The organism is Spiroplasma gladiatoris, from assembly GCF_004379335.1.
Taxonomy (GTDB): domain Bacteria; phylum Bacillota_I; class Bacilli_A; order Mycoplasmatales; family Mycoplasmataceae; genus Spiroplasma_A; species Spiroplasma_A gladiatoris.
Genome location: NZ_CP038013.1, coordinates 820,098 through 840,270, shown reverse-complemented (window position 1 = coordinate 840,270; position 20,173 = coordinate 820,098). Strand labels below are relative to the sequence as shown.

20 protein-coding genes and 5 tRNA genes are annotated in these 20,173 nt (G+C 25.2%); 22 read left to right on the top strand and 3 right to left on the bottom strand.

What is annotated here, in order from left to right; all coding sequences use genetic code 4:
* The first annotated feature begins 102 nt into the window (after positions 1-102).
* Positions 103-1,590: an NCS2 family permease gene (locus tag SGLAD_RS03740; RefSeq protein WP_134297719.1), complete on the top strand. Its 1,488-nt coding sequence runs from the start codon at positions 103-105 to the stop codon at positions 1,588-1,590.
* Positions 1,591-1,608: 18 nt separating this feature from the next.
* Positions 1,609-2,619: an adenosine deaminase gene (gene add / locus SGLAD_RS03735; RefSeq protein WP_134297718.1), complete on the top strand. Its 1,011-nt coding sequence runs from the start codon at positions 1,609-1,611 to the stop codon at positions 2,617-2,619.
* Positions 2,620-2,639: 20 nt separating this feature from the next.
* Here add and rnhC read toward each other — a convergent pair whose 3' ends face one another.
* Entirely contained in the window at positions 2,640-3,542 is a 903-nt protein-coding gene (gene rnhC / locus SGLAD_RS03730) for a ribonuclease HIII (RefSeq protein ID WP_134297716.1), read from the bottom strand.
* A gap of 96 nt (positions 3,543-3,638) precedes the next feature.
* On the opposite strand from rnhC, the gene SGLAD_RS03725 reads away from it, so the two are divergent.
* From SGLAD_RS03725 to SGLAD_RS03690, 9 genes are all read left to right on the top strand, one after another.
* Positions 3,639-5,291, top strand: coding sequence for a hypothetical protein (locus tag SGLAD_RS03725; RefSeq protein ID WP_134297714.1), 1,653 nt, complete (start codon positions 3,639-3,641; stop codon positions 5,289-5,291).
* 2 nt (positions 5,292-5,293) lie between these two features.
* The gene (locus SGLAD_RS03720; protein WP_134297712.1) at positions 5,294-5,614 is read left to right on the top strand and encodes a holo-ACP synthase; all 321 of its coding nucleotides are present in this window, start codon (positions 5,294-5,296) and stop codon (positions 5,612-5,614) included.
* Positions 5,615-5,625: 11 nt separating this feature from the next.
* Positions 5,626-6,495, top strand: a complete 870-nt coding sequence (locus tag SGLAD_RS03715) for a thymidylate synthase (protein ID WP_134297710.1) — start codon at positions 5,626-5,628, stop codon at positions 6,493-6,495.
* Positions 6,495-6,968 carry a dihydrofolate reductase gene (locus tag SGLAD_RS03710; protein ID WP_134297708.1) on the top strand — a complete coding sequence of 158 codons (474 nt, stop codon included), beginning with the start codon at positions 6,495-6,497 and terminating at the stop codon, positions 6,966-6,968. The genes SGLAD_RS03715 and SGLAD_RS03710 overlap by 1 nt, the downstream gene beginning before the upstream one ends.
* Positions 6,968-7,888, top strand: a complete 921-nt coding sequence (locus SGLAD_RS03705; protein ID WP_134297706.1) for a lysophospholipid acyltransferase family protein — start codon at positions 6,968-6,970, stop codon at positions 7,886-7,888. Before SGLAD_RS03710 ends, SGLAD_RS03705 begins: the two co-directional genes overlap by 1 nt.
* Before the next feature lie 18 nt (positions 7,889-7,906).
* On the top strand, positions 7,907-9,211 hold the full coding sequence (locus SGLAD_RS03700) for a thymidine phosphorylase (RefSeq protein WP_134297704.1): 1,305 nt from the start codon (positions 7,907-7,909) through the stop codon (positions 9,209-9,211).
* A 245-nt stretch (positions 9,212-9,456) separates the two neighbouring features.
* Complete coding sequence (locus SGLAD_RS03695; RefSeq protein WP_134297702.1) at positions 9,457-11,325, top strand: ABC transporter ATP-binding protein; 1,869 nt, start codon at positions 9,457-9,459, stop codon at positions 11,323-11,325.
* 15 nt (positions 11,326-11,340) lie between these two features.
* Positions 11,341-11,463, top strand: coding sequence for a hypothetical protein (locus tag SGLAD_RS05480; RefSeq protein ID WP_279585900.1), 123 nt, complete (start codon positions 11,341-11,343; stop codon positions 11,461-11,463).
* A 38-nt stretch (positions 11,464-11,501) separates the two neighbouring features.
* Positions 11,502-11,783, top strand: coding sequence for a hypothetical protein (locus SGLAD_RS03690; RefSeq protein ID WP_134297700.1), 282 nt, complete (start codon positions 11,502-11,504; stop codon positions 11,781-11,783).
* Positions 11,784-12,244: 461 nt separating this feature from the next.
* Here SGLAD_RS03690 and SGLAD_RS03685 read toward each other — a convergent pair whose 3' ends face one another.
* On the bottom strand, positions 12,245-13,075 hold the full coding sequence (locus SGLAD_RS03685) for a hypothetical protein (RefSeq protein WP_134297698.1): 831 nt from the start codon (positions 13,073-13,075) through the stop codon (positions 12,245-12,247).
* A gap of 165 nt (positions 13,076-13,240) precedes the next feature.
* On the opposite strand from SGLAD_RS03685, the gene SGLAD_RS03680 reads away from it, so the two are divergent.
* The 5 genes from SGLAD_RS03680 to SGLAD_RS03660 all read left to right on the top strand — a co-directional run bounded on the left by SGLAD_RS03680 (position 13,241) and on the right by SGLAD_RS03660 (position 13,682).
* Positions 13,241-13,316 (top strand) — tRNA-Thr (locus SGLAD_RS03680).
* A gap of 10 nt (positions 13,317-13,326) precedes the next feature.
* Positions 13,327-13,410, top strand: a tRNA-Tyr gene (locus SGLAD_RS03675).
* A 5-nt stretch (positions 13,411-13,415) separates the two neighbouring features.
* A tRNA-Gln gene (locus SGLAD_RS03670) sits at positions 13,416-13,490 on the top strand.
* An 11-nt stretch (positions 13,491-13,501) separates the two neighbouring features.
* Positions 13,502-13,577: transfer RNA gene (locus SGLAD_RS03665), tRNA-Lys, on the top strand.
* 16 nt (positions 13,578-13,593) lie between these two features.
* A tRNA-Leu gene (locus SGLAD_RS03660) sits at positions 13,594-13,682 on the top strand.
* A 91-nt stretch (positions 13,683-13,773) separates the two neighbouring features.
* Here SGLAD_RS03660 and SGLAD_RS03655 read toward each other — a convergent pair.
* Positions 13,774-14,589 (bottom strand): lipoprotein, encoded by an 816-nt coding sequence (locus tag SGLAD_RS03655; protein WP_134297696.1) that lies wholly within the window; start codon positions 14,587-14,589, stop codon positions 13,774-13,776.
* Between the two features lie 152 nt (positions 14,590-14,741).
* Here SGLAD_RS03655 and rpmG point away from each other — a divergent pair, with 152 nt between their 5' ends.
* From rpmG to rseP, 6 genes are read left to right on the top strand one after another with little or no spacing between them, the layout of a single operon-like run.
* Positions 14,742-14,885: a 50S ribosomal protein L33 gene (gene rpmG, locus SGLAD_RS03650; RefSeq protein ID WP_134297695.1), complete on the top strand. Its 144-nt coding sequence runs from the start codon at positions 14,742-14,744 to the stop codon at positions 14,883-14,885.
* A gap of 49 nt (positions 14,886-14,934) precedes the next feature.
* Positions 14,935-16,005 carry an aminopeptidase P family protein gene (locus SGLAD_RS03645; protein ID WP_134297693.1) on the top strand — a complete coding sequence of 357 codons (1,071 nt, stop codon included), beginning with the start codon at positions 14,935-14,937 and terminating at the stop codon, positions 16,003-16,005.
* 19 nt (positions 16,006-16,024) lie between these two features.
* Positions 16,025-16,732 carry a polyprenyl diphosphate synthase gene (gene uppS, locus SGLAD_RS03640; RefSeq protein WP_134297691.1) on the top strand — a complete coding sequence of 236 codons (708 nt, stop codon included), beginning with the start codon at positions 16,025-16,027 and terminating at the stop codon, positions 16,730-16,732.
* Between the two features lie 2 nt (positions 16,733-16,734).
* A complete protein-coding gene (locus tag SGLAD_RS03635; RefSeq protein ID WP_134297689.1) occupies positions 16,735-17,787 on the top strand; it encodes a phosphatidate cytidylyltransferase in 1,053 nt (350 codons plus the stop codon).
* A gap of 3 nt (positions 17,788-17,790) precedes the next feature.
* Positions 17,791-18,924, top strand: coding sequence for a 1-deoxy-D-xylulose-5-phosphate reductoisomerase (dxr, locus tag SGLAD_RS03630; RefSeq protein WP_134297688.1), 1,134 nt, complete (start codon positions 17,791-17,793; stop codon positions 18,922-18,924).
* Positions 18,924-20,165 (top strand): RIP metalloprotease RseP, encoded by a 1,242-nt coding sequence (gene rseP, locus SGLAD_RS03625; protein WP_134297687.1) that lies wholly within the window; start codon positions 18,924-18,926, stop codon positions 20,163-20,165. Before dxr ends, rseP begins: the two co-directional genes overlap by 1 nt.
* Positions 20,166-20,173: the final 8 nt, after the last annotated feature.

Here is a 20,173-nt window from a genome sequence, read left to right as displayed (position 1 = left end):
AGGGTTGGAGTATCTACGTTAGACCTATCTAACTGCTATTAATTTCTTTTTAAAACTTAACAAATTGTATTTAGTTACACCTTAATAAAAAATGGAGGAACAATGTCAAAAGACAATCAAGATGTAAAAATTAAAGAACCTAGCAAATCAAAAGCTAAGTTTGATAATGAAAACTCAAAACTAGCAAAGTTTTTTGGGTTTAAAAAATTTAATACTACTTTAAAAAAAGAAATCATTGGAGGAATTAGTACTCTTCTTGCGATGATTTATATATTATCTGTTGAACCAGCTATTTTATCTGGATCAAAAAGTGTTAATACCGGTGAACCAAATTTAGATGGTAAAGGAGTTTTTTTAGCAACAGCAATTATTGCTTTTAGTGCAACTTTTACTATGGGAATGGTTTCAAATATTCCAGTTGCATTAGCACCAAGTATGGGAGTAAACGCAATGTTTACATTTAGTGTTGCTACAAAAGGAATTGGATATCAAGGTGCTTTAATCGCAACAATGATATCTGGAGTTTTATTTTGTATAATCAGTATTTCTAATTTAAGAAAACTACTTATAAAAGCATTACCTAAATCTTTACATGTAGCAATTGGATTAGGAATTGGATTTTTTGTGGCTTACGTTGGAATTTCTAACATGGGTTGAGTAAGTAATAACGGAGAAAATGGTTTTGGTGGTGTACCAACTGCTGAACTTAACAGTTTTAAAGACTATTATCCAGGAATAATTTTAGGTACATTAGTTGTGTTTGGAGCAATTGCTTTACATTTTAAAAAATTTGTAGCACCAATTGCAATAATGATGCTTGCTGGATTTATAATTGCAATAATATTTGCAAACACTTTGAGTGATTATAAACCAATTGCAGATTCATTTGGAAGTGCAAAATTTGATTCATCAAAATGAGAATATAAATCAATGTTTAATGGATTTGCAAATAATATTAAATCTACATTTACAAATTTAGGAAATAAATTAATTTGAACAAGTCCAACAATGTATATTTCAATTTTTGTATTTACAATATTAACTTTCTTTGATGCGACTGGAACTTTAACTTCAGTCATGGTTGAAATTAACAAAGAAGAAAAATATGAAAGACAAATCCCTAAATCAGCAATGATTATTGATGGGAGTTCAACAATTTTAAGTTCAATTATGTCAATTTCACACAATGCAGTTTATGCAGAAAGTTGTGTTGGAGTTTCTCAAGGTGCAAGAACTGGATTTGCAGCAATTATAACTTCAATTGGATTATTATTAAGTATAGCTTTATTTCCAATCTTTCAAATGTTACCAAGTTGTGTAAGTGGTGCTGCCACTTTATTTATTGGTATTATTATGATTGGAAATATTACTCAAATTGAATGAAAAAAACCAGAAATTTCACTTTCAGCATTCTTTATTATCTTATTTATGATAATAACTTATAATATTGCTGTTGGAATTGGTCTAGGTTTAATTACTTATACTCTTGGATGTTTAGCAACCAAAAAAGCAAAACAAGTACATCCAATTATATGAGTTTTAGATATTATATTTATAGCGTATTTTGTAGCATTAGCATTTATTCAATAAAAAAAGGAAAATAAAATTTTGAAAAACTTATCTAAATTACCAAAAGTAGAAATGCATTTACACATTGAAGGAACTTTAACTCCAAAAATGGTTGTAAAAAAAGCTAGAGAAAAAAATATAAACATAAAATATAATGATTATAAATTAATGGAAAAATCATATGATTTTAAAAGTCTAGCAGAATTTTTAGAAAGATACTATGAAAATATGCAGGTCTTACAAACTAAAAATGATTTTTTTGATCTTGCTTATGAACATTTTGAAAAGCTAAGTGAGCAAAATGTAAGATATGCTGAAGTATTTTTTGATCCACAAGCACATCTTAAAAGAAATGTAGCTTTAAAAGATTGTATTGAAGGTTTATGTGAAGCTATTTTAAAAGCTAATCAATCGCTAAACTTAGATGCAAAAATTATTATGTGTTTTTTAAAAGATGAATCAATAGATTCTGCTTTAAAAATTTTAGATTTAGCAAAACCATTTGTTGATGATAAAAAAATAATTGCAATTGGATTTGATTCAAATGAAAGTGATAATTGAGTACAAAAATTTTTACCTGTTGTAAATAAAGCGAAAGAAATGGGTTTAAAAATAATAGCTCATTCTGCAGAAAATTTCTCAGATCATGATGTAATCGATGTTATAAATCATTTAGAACCAACAAGAATTGATCATGGTTTATTTATTTATAATAATAAAAAAGCTATTGAATTAATTAAAGAAAAAAACATTCATTTAACACTTTGTCCAATGAGCAATATTTTTACAAAAGCTTGAAAAAATATTAAGGATTATCCAATTATAGAATTTTTAAAAAATGATGTATCATTTAGTTTGAATTCTGATGACCCTGCATATTTTGGACCATCAACTTTAAATCAAAATTACGAGTTAATTCAAAAAACATTTAATTTAACAAAAGAACAATGACAAAAAATTATGTGTAACTCAATTGATGCTACATTTTTAGATGATGATCAAAAACAAAATTATAAAGATGAAGTTATTGACTTTATCAAAAAACAATAAAAAGTTACTTACGTAACTTTTTATTTTATTTTTTCATTGAAGTGTAATTTAGTAAAATATTTTACATATTCAGGCTTATGTTTTTTATAATCAATTACTTTTTGTTTAACTGAATTTGATGCACCAAGCGGTAAAGAAACTTGATAATAATTTTCTAAGTCTTTTATTGTTTTTAAAAAGTAATACCTAGCAATAATGCTTGCACAAGCTACTGCAAATGACTTATTTTCTGCTTTAGTTTCAAATTCAATATTAACAACTGGATTTTTATCGATATCTTTTAGATATTTATAATATAAGTCTTTGTTTACAAATTGATCCATCAAAATAAAGTCATAATTTAAATTATTTTTTTCAATCAATGATTTCAAACATTTATTGTGAGCTAACGCTTTTAATATATGTGTATTCTTATAGTTTTTATAATAGTTATTATACTCATCGTTATTCATTATATAAACATCATAAATTATTTTATCTTTAATTTGCTTAAATATATCAATGATTTGATGACTTTTTAAACTTTTAGAATCTTTTATAAGTTGATATAAATTTTTAAAATCATGTTTGAAATTATTAGAAACATAAGCACTACATACAACAAGTGGCCCAAAAAAGTCACCAACTCCAACTTCATCACAACCAATAATATTAAAATTATTAAATTTTTTTGTATCTTGATGCTTTTTAACTGAACTTGTATCAAACTCTTTTAAAAATGCATTTTCATTAATAATACTTTTTAAACTATTTGCTTGAATTAAGACTGTGTTTGTTTTATATATTGTAATTGTTTCGTTATTATTTGTTTTAATAAAAACTTTTACATATGGATTTTTTATTTTAACTATATTATTTTGATAATTTTTAATTAATTTATCAATAATATCTTCATTTACATTTTTTAAACTTAAACTTGCCATTTTTTTCCTTTTTAAAATTATATCTACTTTTAAATTAGATATATACACTTTATAGATTAATTATTGGTATAATTTTAAAAGTTAAGGAGAAAAAACATGATTGTAAATATAGGTCCATGATGAGTATATGATATTATTGTTCTTTCAATGCTAATTGGTTCATTTATGTTTGGACTTAGAAGAGGTTTTTTCACCGCTTTTTATATCTTATTTTTAGAGTTGATTACTGTAATAGTAATTACTTTTATTCCAGCTTTAATAGCAAATGCTTTAATTGATGAAATTATGAAATTATGAAATAAAACCCCAATTCCGGGTTTTGTTGATAGTGCAAGTGCAAAAATGGGAGATGTTTTCTATCAATTTTTAAAATTTGTTGTAGAAGGAACAAAAGTAAATGGTCAACAAGTTCAATTACCAGATTTAACTTGAGATGGATTAGGAAATTTCATTTTAAAAGCACTTAGTTCATTTGGTATATATATAATTTCATGCATAGCATTTATTTTTATTATCAACTTTATTGGTTTTATATTTTACTTCTTTGTAAGAAGAAGATTAAGAGCAATAAAAATATATGCAGCAGCTGATGCTATTCTTGGGGGATTTAACGGTTTAGCTTTTGGATTAATTTTTGTAATTTGATTTAACTATATTGTTAGTTTTCCATTTTTTGCAACAGAAACTCAAAAACTTGGTATTTTAAACTACAATAGTTTAAGTGAAGAACAAAAAATTAATTGGGCAAAAGAAGGTAATTCATACAGTCGATATTCTGTATCTAATAAAATTGGAGTAAGTTTACCTGTTTTTAAAACTTTTTCTTATGTTTTTACAAATGCTTGCTTAAAAAAATATGTTTTAAATCCAATGACTACAATATTTTCTCAACTTTCAGAAAAAGGTTTTAGTGTTGATTCAATATCAAAAATGCCTGAAGAAGTTTTAGAAACATATTCTTTATTAATGTTAAATGGTTATGTTGAAACAAACCCGGCAAAAATTCCAATTTCTGTTTGTGTTGAATTAATGCCAAACGATAATAGAATTTTATTAAGAATGGTTGCAGAAATGGCGCTTGTTAGCTCTAAAATGGCTCAATCTTACATTCAAAATGGAGGAGAACAAAATGGAGGAGAACAAAATGGAGGAGAAAACCAAAACTCTATTGAACAATTAAAAACAAAAAATAAAGCAATTATAGAAGATGAACTATATGCTAATCGAACAACAAGTATTGAACTTATGAATGCTTTTGAAGCTTTTAAAGCACAAAATGGTATTGAAGATAATACTGACAAAAGTGGTTTTATGACTAAAGAAAGATTTAAGCAATTTTATGAATGAGCAGGAAATGATGCTAGCAAAAATCCTTTTTTAAAAAATATTAGTTCATTATCTTCTGAAAATGCAAAAACTACAGATAAAAGGTTAGCAGAGGTATTGCAAAATCCTGAGGATACATATAATTTATTAAAAAATATGGTTTATGTAAATAAAATCTCAACATATCCAACAATTCCTAATTTTATACCTTCGATTTGATCAGATATGTATTTTGCAAGATCAATGGAACTAAGTTATACTCAATCTCTTTATACTTATTTTACAAGAGATTTAAAAAATAATTGAGACTTACTAAATCCTACAGCGCAAGCGAGAATTACTAGGGATGGTGGAAAAACTTATGAAGGATTCAGCGGTTATTGAATCCAACACTATTTTGATTTTGCTAAGTTAGGAGAATAAGAATGGCAAAAATAGGAACAGATATTGTTCAAGTTTCAAGAATTTCACTAGAAACTAGTTTTTTAAAAAAAGTTTTACACCAAGATGAATTTAATCTTTTAAACGACATTATTGACTTAGATTCAAAAAAACAATTTGTTGCAGGTAGGTGAGCTGCAAAAGAAGCAATATTTAAAGTTTTAAATAAAAATGTTGCTTTTAATACTATTTCTATTGGTTATATAAAAAACAAACCAGTAATTTTAAATAATGATTTAAATACAATAGAGATATCAATTTCTCACGAAAAAGAATACGCTATAGCAGTTGCATTAAATTTATAAAAGGAGATAAAATGAAACAATACTTAGACTTAGTAAAAGATATCTTAAAAAATGGTGAAAAACGAGATGATAGAACAAATACTGGAACTATTTCAAAATTTGGTTTACAAACAAGATATGATTTAAGAGAAGGGTTTCCGCTTTTAACAACAAAAAAAGTTTTTTTTAAAGCAATTGTACATGAAATTTTATGATTTATAAAAGGGGATACAAATATCAAATATTTAGTTGATAATGGAGTAAATATTTGAAATGAATGACCTTATGAAATATTTAAAAAATCAAAAGATTTTCAAGGAGAATCATTAAATCAATTTATTGAAAGAATCAAAAATGATAAAGATTTTGCTGATAAATTTGGAGAACTAGGTCCAGTTTATGGAAAACAATGAAGAAACTTTAATGGTAAAGATCAATTTAAATGAGTTTTAAATGAAATCAAAAATAATCCAAACTCAAGAAGATTGATTGTAAGTTCATGAAATCCAGCGGAAGTTGAAAACATGGCATTACCTCCTTGTCATTCTTTATTTCAATTTTATGTTTCAAAAGATGGATTTTTAGATTTACAACTTTATCAAAGAAGCGGCGATATTTTTTTAGGAATTCCTTTTAATATTGCAAGTTACTCATTATTATTAACATTAGTTAGTTTGGAATGTAATTTAAAACCTCGCTATTTTATTCATACAATTGGGGATGGACATATTTATTTAAATCATTTAGACCAAATTAACACTCAACTACAAAGAGAGCCTAAAAAACTAGCTAATTTAAAAATTAATTTTGAAAATAAAAATATTTTTGAAATAACTTATAATGATATTCAATTAAATGATTATGACCATCACCCAATTTTGAAAGGAGCTGTTGCTGTTTAATGATAACTTTACTTTGAGCTCAATCTAAAAATAATGCAATTGGACTGAATGGACAATTACCATGAGATATTAAAGAAGAAATGCAACATTTTGTTAATTTCACAAGAAATAAAACAGTTTTAATGGGAAAAAACACTTGAAACTCTTTAAAATTTAAACCTTTACCAAATCGAAAAAACATTATAATTACAAAAAAAGGTTTAGAATTTGAGCATAAAGATGTAATCATTTCTAGCAATTTAGAAAATATTTTAAAAGACTTTCAAAATAATGATGAAGAACTTATAATAATTGGAGGAAAACAAATATTTGATTGTACTTTGGAGTTTGCAAATAAATTAGTTGTAAGTTTTATTAAAAAAGATTATAAAGGTGATGTTTTTGCTGAAAATATTGATTTAAATAAATTTAAAATAACTCAAACTCAAGAATTTGATGAGTTTGATGTAATAACATATGAAAGGGTTTATTAATGAAAAAACAAGAAAATCAAATTAAAAATGAAACTATGCATGTGGATCAAAATGAAAAAGCAGTTGAAAACGAAATAATAGTTTCAAAAGAAGAAAGTATTGAAACAAAACCAAAACTTAAATATGTATTAAGCAAAGGTAGACTATTTATGTCAGGGTTTAGCTTATGAAGAATGATTTCTAAAGCAAAAAAAATGACAAAAAGAATCAAAAGTGATCCAAACTCATACTCAGAAGAATATCGCTATAATTGAATGAGAAAAAAAATTGCTAAAATTTTAAAAATCCCAAATATCGAAATGCACGTTTGAGGAATTGAAAATTGATTAGATAAAGGTGTAGTTATTGTGCCAAACCACCAATCAAATTTGGACCCGCTTATGTTGATTGTTCTAAATGATTTTAGTAAACAACAACCAGTCTCATTTATTGCAAAACAAGAGTCATGAAAAACTAAAGCTGTTAAACATTTTATGAATCTAACTGATAATGTTCCAATTGATAGAAAAAGTCCAAGAAGTGCTTTGGCCGCTATGAAAGAAGCAAAAGAACTTATAAATGAATATAAAAGAGCAATAGTAATATTTCCCGAAGGAACTAGAAGTCAAGGTCCTGTAATGAATGAATTTCAAAGTGCAAGTATGAAATTAGCACAAATGGCATATGCTCCAATTATTCCTGTATCAATTATTGATTCATATAAAGTTTATGAAAAAAGAAAAGGAAGATTACCAATAAAAATTATTTTTGGAAAACCAATGTTACCAAATAAATTTATTTCTGCAAAAACAAATATTTTAACTGAAACTGTAAAAAGAGAAATTCAAAAAAATATTGATAAATACAAAGATGTAGATTTAAAATCTGATAAATTAGTAGCAAAAAAATATGATAAAAAAAATCATATTTATTATTATTAGAAAACTTGGAGAATTTAAATGAACTTTTCAACAATTATAAATAAAAAGAAAAATAATCAAGAATTGTTAGAATCAGAAATAAATTGACTTATAAATAATTTTGTAACAGAATTATTACCAGATTATCAAATGGCAAGTTTTTTAATGGCTGTTTGATTTAATGGTATGACAAAACAAGAAACTTATTATTTAACAAAAGCAATGATTAATTCAGGAACTACATTTGATTTAAGTGATGTTAAAGGTCCATTTGCAGATAAACATTCAACTGGTGGAGTTGGTGATAAAACTAGCTTAATTTATGCTCCTTTAGTTGCTTTTTTTGGTGTAAAAGTTTCAAAATTATCTGGAAGAGGATTAGGACAAACCGGAGGAACAATTGATAAACTTGAAAGTTGCACTGGTTGAAATGAAAATATCAGCGAACAAAAATTTAAAGAAATTTTAAATACTGTAGGAATGTCTATAATGGGTCAATCAGATAATATTGTTCCTGCTGATAAAAAATTATATGCATTAAGAGATGTAACTGGTTCTGTTGATTCAATACCATTAATCGCATCAAGTATCATGTCAAAAAAACTAGTTTTACCAGCAGATAGTATTGAATTAGACGTTAAAGTTGGTTCTGGAGCTTTTATGAAAAATATTGATCAAGCAGAACTGTTAGCAAAAACAATGATTGATATAGGTAAACAATTTAATAGAAAAGTCAGTGTGATGTTAACTAATATGGATAAACCCTTAGGAAGAGCAATAGGAAATGCAATTGAAGTTAAAGAAGCATGAGAAACTTTAAATGGTAATGGTCCTGAAGATTTAAAAGAGTTATGTGTAACAGCTGCTTCTATTAGTTTAGTATCAAATAATATTTTTAATGACATAAATGAAGCACAAACAGAACTTTTTAAATTATTAGACTCAAAAAAAGCCGCTCACTTATTAAAAGATTTTATTGAAGCGCAAAACGGAGACTTTTCAAAAATTATTGATTATAACAATAATTTTAAAACAAACCACATTATTGAAATTAAAGCAAAATCTGAAGGTTATGTTAAATTTAAAAGTGCAGATAGTCTTGGTTATTTATCAATGCATCTAGGAGCTGGTAGAGAAACAAAGGATGATAAAATTGATTTTGCTGCTGGAATTTATTTAAATAAAACTAGTGGAGAGTATGTTAAAGAAAATCAAACAATTATGACTTTATATACTAATATTAATAAAGTAGAAGAGTTTAAAAATGAAGCTTTAGAAATTATTGAAATTACAAATAAATATAATAAAGAAGAAGTTATTTTAAAACTAATTTTAAATGATTAAATCAACTAAATAAATTCTATAAAAAATATTGCATTTATCAGTCATTTACTCTATAATGAGAATGTCTGGGATAGGTTAAATCATTAGCCCATAATGTTTGTTTAGCCCTATCAAATAAACATATTTATTTTAAAAAAAATAATATAATATGCCTTTCCTAGATTAAATAAGTACTCCGCCCAGAGTGCTTTTTTTGTTTTAATAATATTTAATAATGTATAATAACAAATAAAAGAAAGGTATTTATGATAAAAAATAACGAATCAATAGAAAGTGAAAAAGTTAAAGAAAATAGTAAAGAAAAAAAACTAGAAGCAGTCGATAAACTATTAAAATTAGCAAAAGAAAAAAATAAGCTTAAACTTATTTGAGTAATATTTATTTTAGGACATAAATTTGGTGGTTATTTTTATTTTTTAATTGTAATAGTATTAATTAATTCAATATTGATGAGTGCAAATTCATATTTGATAAATATAACTATTCAACAAGTGCTATATGATTTGGCAAATAGAGGCCATAATTACTGAGATATTCCATATTGAGGTTGAATGATAATTTGTGTAATTAACTTAATTTTATTGTATTTAACAACTTATTGAAGAAGTATAACAGGTTTAAAACTTGGTGTTCGTCTTGAAGTCGAAATGCGTTTGCTAATAATTAAAAGATTATTAAATCAAGATATTTCATATTATAGTGATAAAAAAACTGGAGAAATCATGACAAAAGTAGTTGGAGATACTAATGTTGTTGGAAATGAGATTCCTGGTATATTAATTTGAGGAGTTCAAGTTCCTTTTGTATTAGTTTTTGGATCAATTAGTATTTTATTAATAGATTTACAAGTAGCTGCAACTTCAATTGCAGTAGTTTATTTATTAACAATAGTTATTTTCTTTTTTTCATCAACTTATAAAAAAAGAAATAAAAAAGTTAGAGAAGTTATTTCTTCAATAAATGGAGATGTAATAGACAGGTTAGGGGTCATAAAGTTAATAAAATCAACAGCAACAAGAACTTATGAAGAAAAAAGAATTAGAGAGATTCACAGGCCTTATATTAATGCATTTAAACCGATTACAAGAGTAGATGGTCATATGTTTGCAACACTTGTAGCTTCTGATATAATTTGTAACATTTTAGTTTTAATAACTGCAATTTTACTATATGGAAATAATGATATTGAAAGATTTTTGTCAATCTTAATTCCAATAACTTCAGCGTCAATAATTTTGACAAGACCTTTGTGACAAATAGCAGCTTTAGTACCAGGAATTTCAAGAGCTGGTGCTTCTACTCAACAAATTTATGAAGTAATTAAAAAAGAACCAATTTTATTTGATAATGAAGAAGATGGAGTAATTTTTGATCAATCTATTAATTTAATAGAATTTAAAAATATCAAATTTAATTATCCAGAAAAACCAAATGTAAACATCTTAGATAATATTAACTTAGTTTTTGAAAAAGGAAAAAGTTATGCATTTGTTGGTGAAACTGGAAGTGGAAAAACTACAATTTCAAAACTTTTAATGAGATTTTATGATCCAACTATTGGAAGTGTTTTAATAAATAACAAAGACTTAAAAACTTTAAATTTAAAATCATATATTAAACATGTTGGTTATGTTGAACAAGAACCTCAAATTATTTATGGAAATGTCTATGATAATGTAAGATATGGTTTTTTTCAAGCTACTGACGAACAAGTTCATGAAGCATGTAAAAAAGCTCAAATTGATAAAATCGTTACCAGTTGGCCAGAAGGGTATAACACAGTTTTAGGAGAGCGTGGATTGCTATTATCTGGAGGTCAAAAACAAAGACTTGTAATTGCAAGAATTATTTTAAAAAATCCAGAATTATTAATTTTAGATGAAGCAACAAGTGCTTTAGATAATATTGTTGAAAAAGAAATTCAAGCGCAATTAAATGAGTTAATGATTAATAAAACTTCTGTTATTATTGCTCATAGATTAACAACAATAAAAAACGTAGATAAAATATATGTTTTATCACCAGGAAAGGGAATTGTTCAGTCTGGAACGTATAAAGAATTGATTAGCATTGATGGTCATTTTAAAAATCTTCATGATGCTGGTGTTAATTAAAAAAAGATGTATTGAATGAAAGATTTAGAAAGAAATAACTTAAAAAATTTCGAAGAAGTTTTACCAATAAAAAAATTAAAAAATTTAGATGAAAATTATAATCAAAAAAATTTAACAATTACAATTATAAGTTTTTAATATTATTATTAATTGGTTTGTGTGCTTCTTCATATTTTGTGATTGAAAAAGTAAAAATTATATCAAATGAAAAATTTCCAAGCAATATTAGTAATTTTATTTTTGCATGTATAATTTTGCTATATTATGGATTAATATCTACAATTTTATACTATGTTTTAAAATCGATAAAGATTTTAATTTGTGGAATATATATTTTAAAACATAAAAATTTAAAAAATGATCTAAGCAATATTGATTTTAAAAATTTTTATATAGAAGAAGCAAAAAAATTTAACATCGAATTGGATAGTTGAGAAGAACTAATTAGTAAGAATTAATATATAATAAATTTACAAACAAACGCTGATAAATATAAAATTAGTTACGAACTTGATAAAGTAAATAAAAGAATATGAGCTTATTTTTTAAACTTTTTTATTCTATCATTATTTATTGGATTTTTACCATTTGTATTTTTAATTGCAGTTATTTCTCAAGGAGCAATTATAGAAGTGCTTAATTTTTTCTCATTATTGAACCACCAAAAATAAAAATAAGTGTATTTTCATTAAAAACTTATAACTTATAAAGTAAAAATTTTTAAAATAATAGATGATCAAGAATCTTTAGTTAGTGAACTTTTGATAGCCAATTCATCAATTATTAATAACTTTGGAAGTAATTTCAATTACATTAAATTAATTACAAACAAACAAATGAGTTAGAAAAAATTTATAAAGTTATAAAAAATTAAAATACTTATCTATTCAATAGACAAGTATTTTAATTTAAAGTATTTTTAATTAAGTTTTAATTCTATTTCATCATAGTTTTTATCATCTCAACCAAATATTTTTACATTAACAGGAAATGTTTCTATGAAAAATTTTATTTGTGATAGGTCATCTTCAACAGTTGATAATATTAAAAATTTTAAAGAAAAATTAAAGATATAATACAAACTTCTAAAATCACTAAATGTAGATCGAATTGATTCTTCATAAACTTGTGCATAGTCATCCTCATATTTATGCTCACAAGGAAGAAAAGTATAAATATCGTTTTCATTAAAGAAAAACATATATTTTTGTCAGCTTTCGCTTATTTCAAGAGGATTCCCTTCAAATAAAAAGTTGCTATCTTTTTTTACAAAATTATAAAATCTATTGATAGGGTTGTCTAATACTAAGAAAACAGGAGATTTTTTATAATCATTTAAAGTTATATCTCTAAAGTGTTTGGCAAAATAAATTAAAGTATAAACAAAATCAGCTTCTTCATCTTCATCTTCTAAATTTAAATTTTCAATACTTGTTTGATGTCTTGATAATCTGTTATCATTTAAAATACTATAGATATTTTTTAAAGATATTAAAATATCAATAAACTCATCAATTGACTCTTTAACTTGATGTTCATCTGATTTATCAATTAACTTAAATTCCTCTTTGTTACTAATTAAAAATTTTATAATATTATGAAATTCTGAAATGTCAGTTAATTTCTCGATTTCGTCAAAAAACTTTGTAACATTTCTTGATGTAAAAAAATATTTATGATAATTATTTTTAAAGTCAAAATATAAAATATTTGCAAAATCATAAAAACTTTCAATAAAATTAAACTTCATAAAACTACTCCTTCATTTTTTTCAAAAAATAAGTATTTTTTAAAATATAGTGTTATTATATATCTTGTCCTTTAAATTATAAAAAAATAAATTTAAAAATTTCTTGACTTTTAAGCAATAAATTTTGTATAATTGAAAAGGTTCTTAAATTGAAAGGACACGAATGCTGACTTAGCTCAGTTGGTAGAGCAATTGACTAGTAATCAATAGGTCGAAGGTTCGAGTCCTTTAGTCAGCACCACTTATTTTATGGGGAGATAGCGAAGTGGCTAAACGCGGGTGGCTGTAAACCATCTCCTAACGGTTCGGCGGTTCGAATCCGTCTCTCCCCACCATTTATTGGGCTATAGCCAAGCGGTAAGGCAAAGGACTTTGACTCCTTCATGCGCCGGTTCGAATCCTGCTAGCCCAGCCATTTATATTAGCGTCTCGTTAGCTCAGTCGGTAGAGCAACTGGCTTTTAACCAGTGGGTCATAAGTTCAAGTCTTATACGGGACACCATTATTTTTATATTTATCCCCAGGTGGCGGAAGTGGTAGACGCACTGGACTTAAAATCCAGCGGCTTTTAAAGGCCGTGCCGGTTCAAGTCCGGCCCTGGGGACCATATTTAGGACTTGATTAAATGACGTGGAGACACGTTTTTTTTTTTTTTTTTAAAATAAAATAAAAAAAGTTTTATACTTATAAAACCTTTTTTATTTTATATAATTACTATATTTATTTAAATTAATTTTGTCATATGAAACCATTGATGATTTTTCTTCAGATTCTTCATCAGTTTTACTTGAAGTATTAATTTTTGTGTAATTTGATTTACTTACAGTTGCATTTAAAAAATCAATTCTAATTTGTTCATATCAACTGTTTAAACCACTTACTGCAGTTTCTGATGGATTTGAATTGTAACCATTTACTCATGAAACTAATTTGCCATTTCTAATAACTAGAAACATTGGTGTTGCTTTAATATCAGATCCATTAAAGTAATTTGTTACTTTTTCTTTTGCAATTGCTTTAAACTTTTTATAAAATGAATCATAGTCTTCTTGATAATCTTTGAAAGCTACTTTTAAATAAATATCAATACCTTGATCAATAACTCATTTTCAAAGTTTTTTACTTCATTTTTCATTAAAGTTATCTTTTTTCTCATTAATTACATATTCTCTAAAATCAATTTTGTCAGATTTAATAGCATCTCCATAACCAGAGATTTCATCTTTACTAATATTATCGCCTTCAATTGATAAAGTATTTTTATATTCTTTAATTAATGAGTCAAATTTATTAGCTACAAAATCTTCACCTTTTATGTCTTTTAAATTAGCTAAATCATCTTCAAATTTATTGCAATATTCACAATCTTTTGCACCAAGATATAAAACAAAAGAATCTTCATTTTTAATTCAATCACTAAATTGATTTCAATTTTTCATATTACATGACACTACAGAAATTGAAGATGTACCAACAAGCGCTGTTGCACTCAATACACTTAATAATTTCTTCATTTAATCACTCCTAAAATCACTAATATTATTTTACACACAATTATTAATTTTTTTTATGATTTTAAAAAAAACTTACAATAACACCTTAAATTTTGATATTATTATTTTGCTTAACACTATGAATTTCTATTAAATTAAAGGAGGACATTAATATGCGTGAAGGAGTTATTTTACGTTGCACAACATGTAAAGAAGAAAATTACATTGCAAAAAACGATAAAAGAAAAGATAAAATCGAAGTAAAAAAACATTGTTTCAAATGTAATGCACATCAAGTACATAAGCAAAAAAAATAAGGATGTGATTACACATTCTTATTTTTATTTTAAAGAGAGGTAAATTGATATGAAAAAAGAATTATTAAATAAAATTTTAGAAGAAACAAATAGTGATGCCATATTACTATATTCTCCACAAAACCGTTATTGATATTCAAGATTTCCTTCAAGTCTTGGTTATTTAATTCATACTAAAGCAAAAACTTACTTATTTTTAGATGGAAGATATATAACAGCTGCCAGAGAAAGTGAAATGCTAATAAATGTTGATGAATTAGATACATTTAAAAATGTTTTTGAATCAATCAATAGAGTCATTAAACAAGAAAATATCAAAAAAGTATTGATCGAATCTGATTGAGTATTTGTAAAAGAAGCACAAATGTTTGAAAAAAGAATTGAAGCAAATATTGAAGTTTATGATTTTGAAAAAGTAAGAATGATTAAAGATGAATGAGAAGTTACTCAAATCAAAAAAGCTTGTGATATTACTCATCAAGTTTTTAAAGATGTTTTAGATTTTGTAAAACCAGGAATGAGTGAAACTGAATTAGCAAGATTTGTTTCTGATAACTTTTTAAAACATGGAGCTCAAAAATTAAGCTTTGATACAATTGTTGCAAGTGGAGAAAATGGAAGTAAACCACATGCGGTTCCAGGAGAAAGAATTTTAAAAGAAGGAGACTTTATAACTCTTGATATGGGTTGTTATTACAATGGTTATGCTTCAGATCAAACTAGAACTTTTGCACTAGGAAATGATAATAATCAAAAATTAAAAGAAATTTATGAAATTGTTTATAATGCACAACAAGCTGGAATTGAAGCAATTAAACCTGGAGTTTTAGGTAAAGAAATTCATAAAATTTGTTATGATTACATCGAAAATAAAGGTTATGCTCAATACTTTACTCATGGAACAGGTCATGGATTAGGAATTGAAATTCATGAAGCACCTTACAATTCAGGAGCAGATAGTACACCCTTAGTTAGTGGAATGTGTGTAACAGTTGAACCAGGAATTTATATACCAGGAGTTGGAGGAGTAAGAATAGAAGATGATATTCTTGTTACAGATAATGGTTATGAATTTTTAACAACACCATTTAGAGAATTACAAATTGTTAAAACTAAATAAATAGAAAAGGAGTTATGTTTTGAAACCTTTAAACCATGTTGCTATAATTCTTGATGGAAATGGAAGATGAGCACAAGCTCAAAATAAATCAAGAACTTATGGGCACAAAGAAGGGATGAAAAAAATCTTTGATACTGTTTTGTATGCAAAACAAAATAATATCAAACATATAACTCTTTTTTGTTTTTCTACAGAAAACTGAAATCGCCCAGAACAAGAAGTTAAATACTTAATGAACTTTCCAAAAAATGAATTTTCTAAAAAAAATTTAAAAAAATATCAAGACAATGGAATAAAACTATGTTGAATTGGTAGAAGAAATAAAGTTCCAATTGAATGTAAACAAGTAATCGAAAATTTCGAAAATGAAACAAAAAATCAAAGTGATATTATTTTAAATATTGCTTTTGATTATGGAAGTTCAGAAGAATTAGTTAATAGTGTTAAAAATGTTTTAAATGATTATGTAGTTAATAAAAAAGTAATTAATAGTTTAGAATTTAAAGATATTTATAATAATCTTTACACAGCAAATCAACCTCCTGTAGATCTTTTAATTAGAACCGGGGGAGAACAAAGAATTAGTAATTTTTTACTACTACAATGTGCCTATGCAGAATTTTATTTTACAAAAACTTTTTGACCTGATTTTAATAATAATCATTTTGAAAGTGCAATTAAAGAATATAATAATAGAAACCGTAGATTTGGACAAATTAAGGAGTAATTATGCAAAACAAAAGTATTGATCAAAATAATACAAATGAGAATAACTCAAAAAAAAGGGTAAATCACTTTAAAACTCAAGAAGGAAAAGCAACATTCAGAACTAGATTAATTTCTTCAGTAGTATTATTATTAATACTTGCTCTTTATATTACTTCTGGTGCTTTATACACTTATTTGAATGAAGTGTCTAATTTTATAATATGAAGCTATCTTTCAATTATATTTACAATGATCATTTGTGCTTTTGGTTCATATGAAATTAATAAAGCAACAGGATTTAAAAAGTGATACTATCAAGTAATTTTAATATCTCTTGCTTTAGTTTTGTACATTTTTCCAATTACAACAAAGTTATATAACTTTTCATTTTATTTAGAAATGAATTTATATAGTTGATTACAACCTTGACATTTTGCTTTATTTTTATCATTATCTACACTAATTTATGTTATTTTAGGAGCTATTGAGTATAAAAATATTGCTATAAAAAATACATTAATTAATCTATTATTTAATTTTATTATCATCATTGCAATGAAAACTTATTCTATTGTTAGTTTGGATTTATTAGATTCAAAAACACCAATGTTTTCATTTAATACAATTTTATGAATTTGAGTAATGATAATTCTTGGTGATTCATTTGCATATATTGGAGGAATGTCTTGAGGGAAAACAAAATTAGCTCCAAAAATTAGTCCAAAAAAATCTTGAGAAGGAGCTGGTTTTGGACTTACAATTGCATTTTTATTTGGAATTGGTTATGTTGCAATCTTTTATTTCATTCCTTCTTTAAATAGTTTTAAGCCATTGAATGTAGGAATCGAATCACTTAATAAACCAATTATTGAATTTTTAATATATGTTTTATTGGCTGCAATATTTCCAATTATTGGTTTATTTGGAGATTTAGCTTTTTCATGAGTAAAACGAGTTGTTAACATTAAAGATTATTCAAACTTGATTCCAGGACATGGTGGAGTTTTAGATCGTCTAGACTCAATAATAATTTCATTATTTGTATTATTCTTTATAGTTATTTCAATAGGATAATTTATGAAAAATATAGTTTTATTTGGAGCTTCTGGAAACATTGGTCAACAAACCTTAGAAATTTTAAAAGAACATCAAGATAAGTTTAATCTTCAAGCCATTTCTATTGGTAAAAATGTGAGCAAATTAAATGATATTTTAATCAACTTTAAATCAATAAAAGTTGTTTATTCTACAAATCGCTTAATTGATTTTGAAAATAAATATCAGCATATTAAGTTTATAACTAGTGACATTGAATTATTGATTTTAGATGAATGTGATATTGTAGTTAATGCTTTATCTGGTTTTTTTGGATTAAAAATTACTTTAAACTCTATTGAAAAAGAAAAAATATTATTAAATGCTAATAAAGAAAGTTTTGTTGTTGCAGGAGAACTTATTAATAATTTATTATCTAAAAAAAGACAAGCAAAAGTATATCCATTAGATTCTGAACATTGTGCTATTTTTCAATGTTTAGAAAAAAATAATTGTGTAAGTAAAATATATTTAACAGCATCTGGAGGTCCTTTTAGGAATTTAACATTAGATGATACTAAAAAAGTAACATTACAAGACGCTTTAAATCACCCAAACTGAAATATGGGTTCAAAAATAACAATTGATAGTGCCACAATGCTCAATAAAGCATTTGAAATTCTAGAAGCTTTTTATTTATTTGCAAACAAAAATATTGAAGTTTTGATTCATCCAGCTTCTTTGATTCATTCTATGGTCGAATTTAATGATGGATCAATAAAAGCACAAATTTCAGTTCCGGATATGAAACAAGTTATTAATTATTTTTTATTTTATCCAAATAGAATGCCATTTAAAAATCAAAAAAATTTAGATTTTAGTACTTTAATCAATTTAGAACTACAAAAAATTGATTCAAACCGTTTTATACCAATTAAAATGGCTTATGAATGTATTGAAGGATTTAATTCTAAAGCAATTGGTTTAAATGCAGCTAACGAAGTATGTGTTGAAGCTTTTTTAAATAAAAAAATTAGTTTTTATCAAATAACACAAATAGTTAATAAAATATTTAATAGTTTAGAAAAAATAAATTACAATAATTATAATGAAATAGTTAGTTATGATTTAAAAATTAGAAAATTAACAATAGATTTAATTGAAGGAGAAAAATAATGTCAACAGGAATGTTTTTACTGGGCTTTTTAATTGGTATAGTTGTTGTCTTAATACTAATTACTTTGCATGAACTTGGTCATTGTATTGTTGCTAAATTGTCAGGAGCATTTGTGTATGAATTTGCAATTGGGTTTGGACCTAAATTATTTACATTTAAAGGAAAAGAAACTTGAGTTACAATTAGAGCGTTTCCTCTTGGTGGATATTGTTCAATTGCTTCTGATAAAGTTGAACCCCCAAGTGATCGTGAAGATGAAGTTGTGCCAAAAGAAAGACAAATGGAATACATTGCAAGATGAAAGAAATTCTTCTTTTTAATTTTTGGTCCTTTAATGAATTTGTTTATTGCTTTGTTTATATTCACAACAATTTTTGCAGCAACTCAGTCTAAAACTAATGATATGGATTTTTTTGGACAAAAATTTCAAAAAGATGCAGTTGCAGAAAAATTAATTTTAAAAAATGAACAAAAAACTAATCCTGAAGTTGTTATTGATCAAACTTATGTTATTTGAGGTTGAAAATTAATCAATAATGAAGAAGTATTGTTTAATAATATCGATAATAGTAATCCAGAATTGAATAGCGAAAAAATACAAGATTCTGACTCTTTACAAGCGCCAACTTACACTAAGATTGTTTATAATTTTATAAACAACTTGAATGATTTAAAATCTAATAAAGATATTGAAAATAAAGAAGATTTAAAAATAATGTTTTCATATAAAAAAGTTAATAAATATGATGGCAAAGTTTTAGATGACTATAAACAAATAAAAACAACAGAATATTCTACAAGTGATTTATATAGTAATAAACAATTAGCAGTCGGCATAATGGCTCCAACCAGATTTTATTCTTCAAGAATAGAAGCTTATGGAGCAGGATGAAAAGAAACTTTTGATCAATCATTAAATATTTTAAAAAGCTTTGGATCAATTTTTACAAAAGGATTTAAAAATTTAACAGGACCAGTTGGAATAGCAACCCAAACAGCAACAATGCTTGGTGATGCAAGAACATTTTTTTCTTATGTCGCTATGCTAAGTGCTAACTTATTTGTTTTAAACTTTTTAATTATTCCTCCATTAGATGGATATAAAACAGTAGAAATTTTAATAGAAATGATAATAAGAAAAGATCTTTCTAAAAAATATAAAATATGAATTTACTCAATAGGAGCAATTTTGATGTTAGGACTATTTATAGTTGTTACATTGCTTGATTTTTTACGATAGCAGAGGTG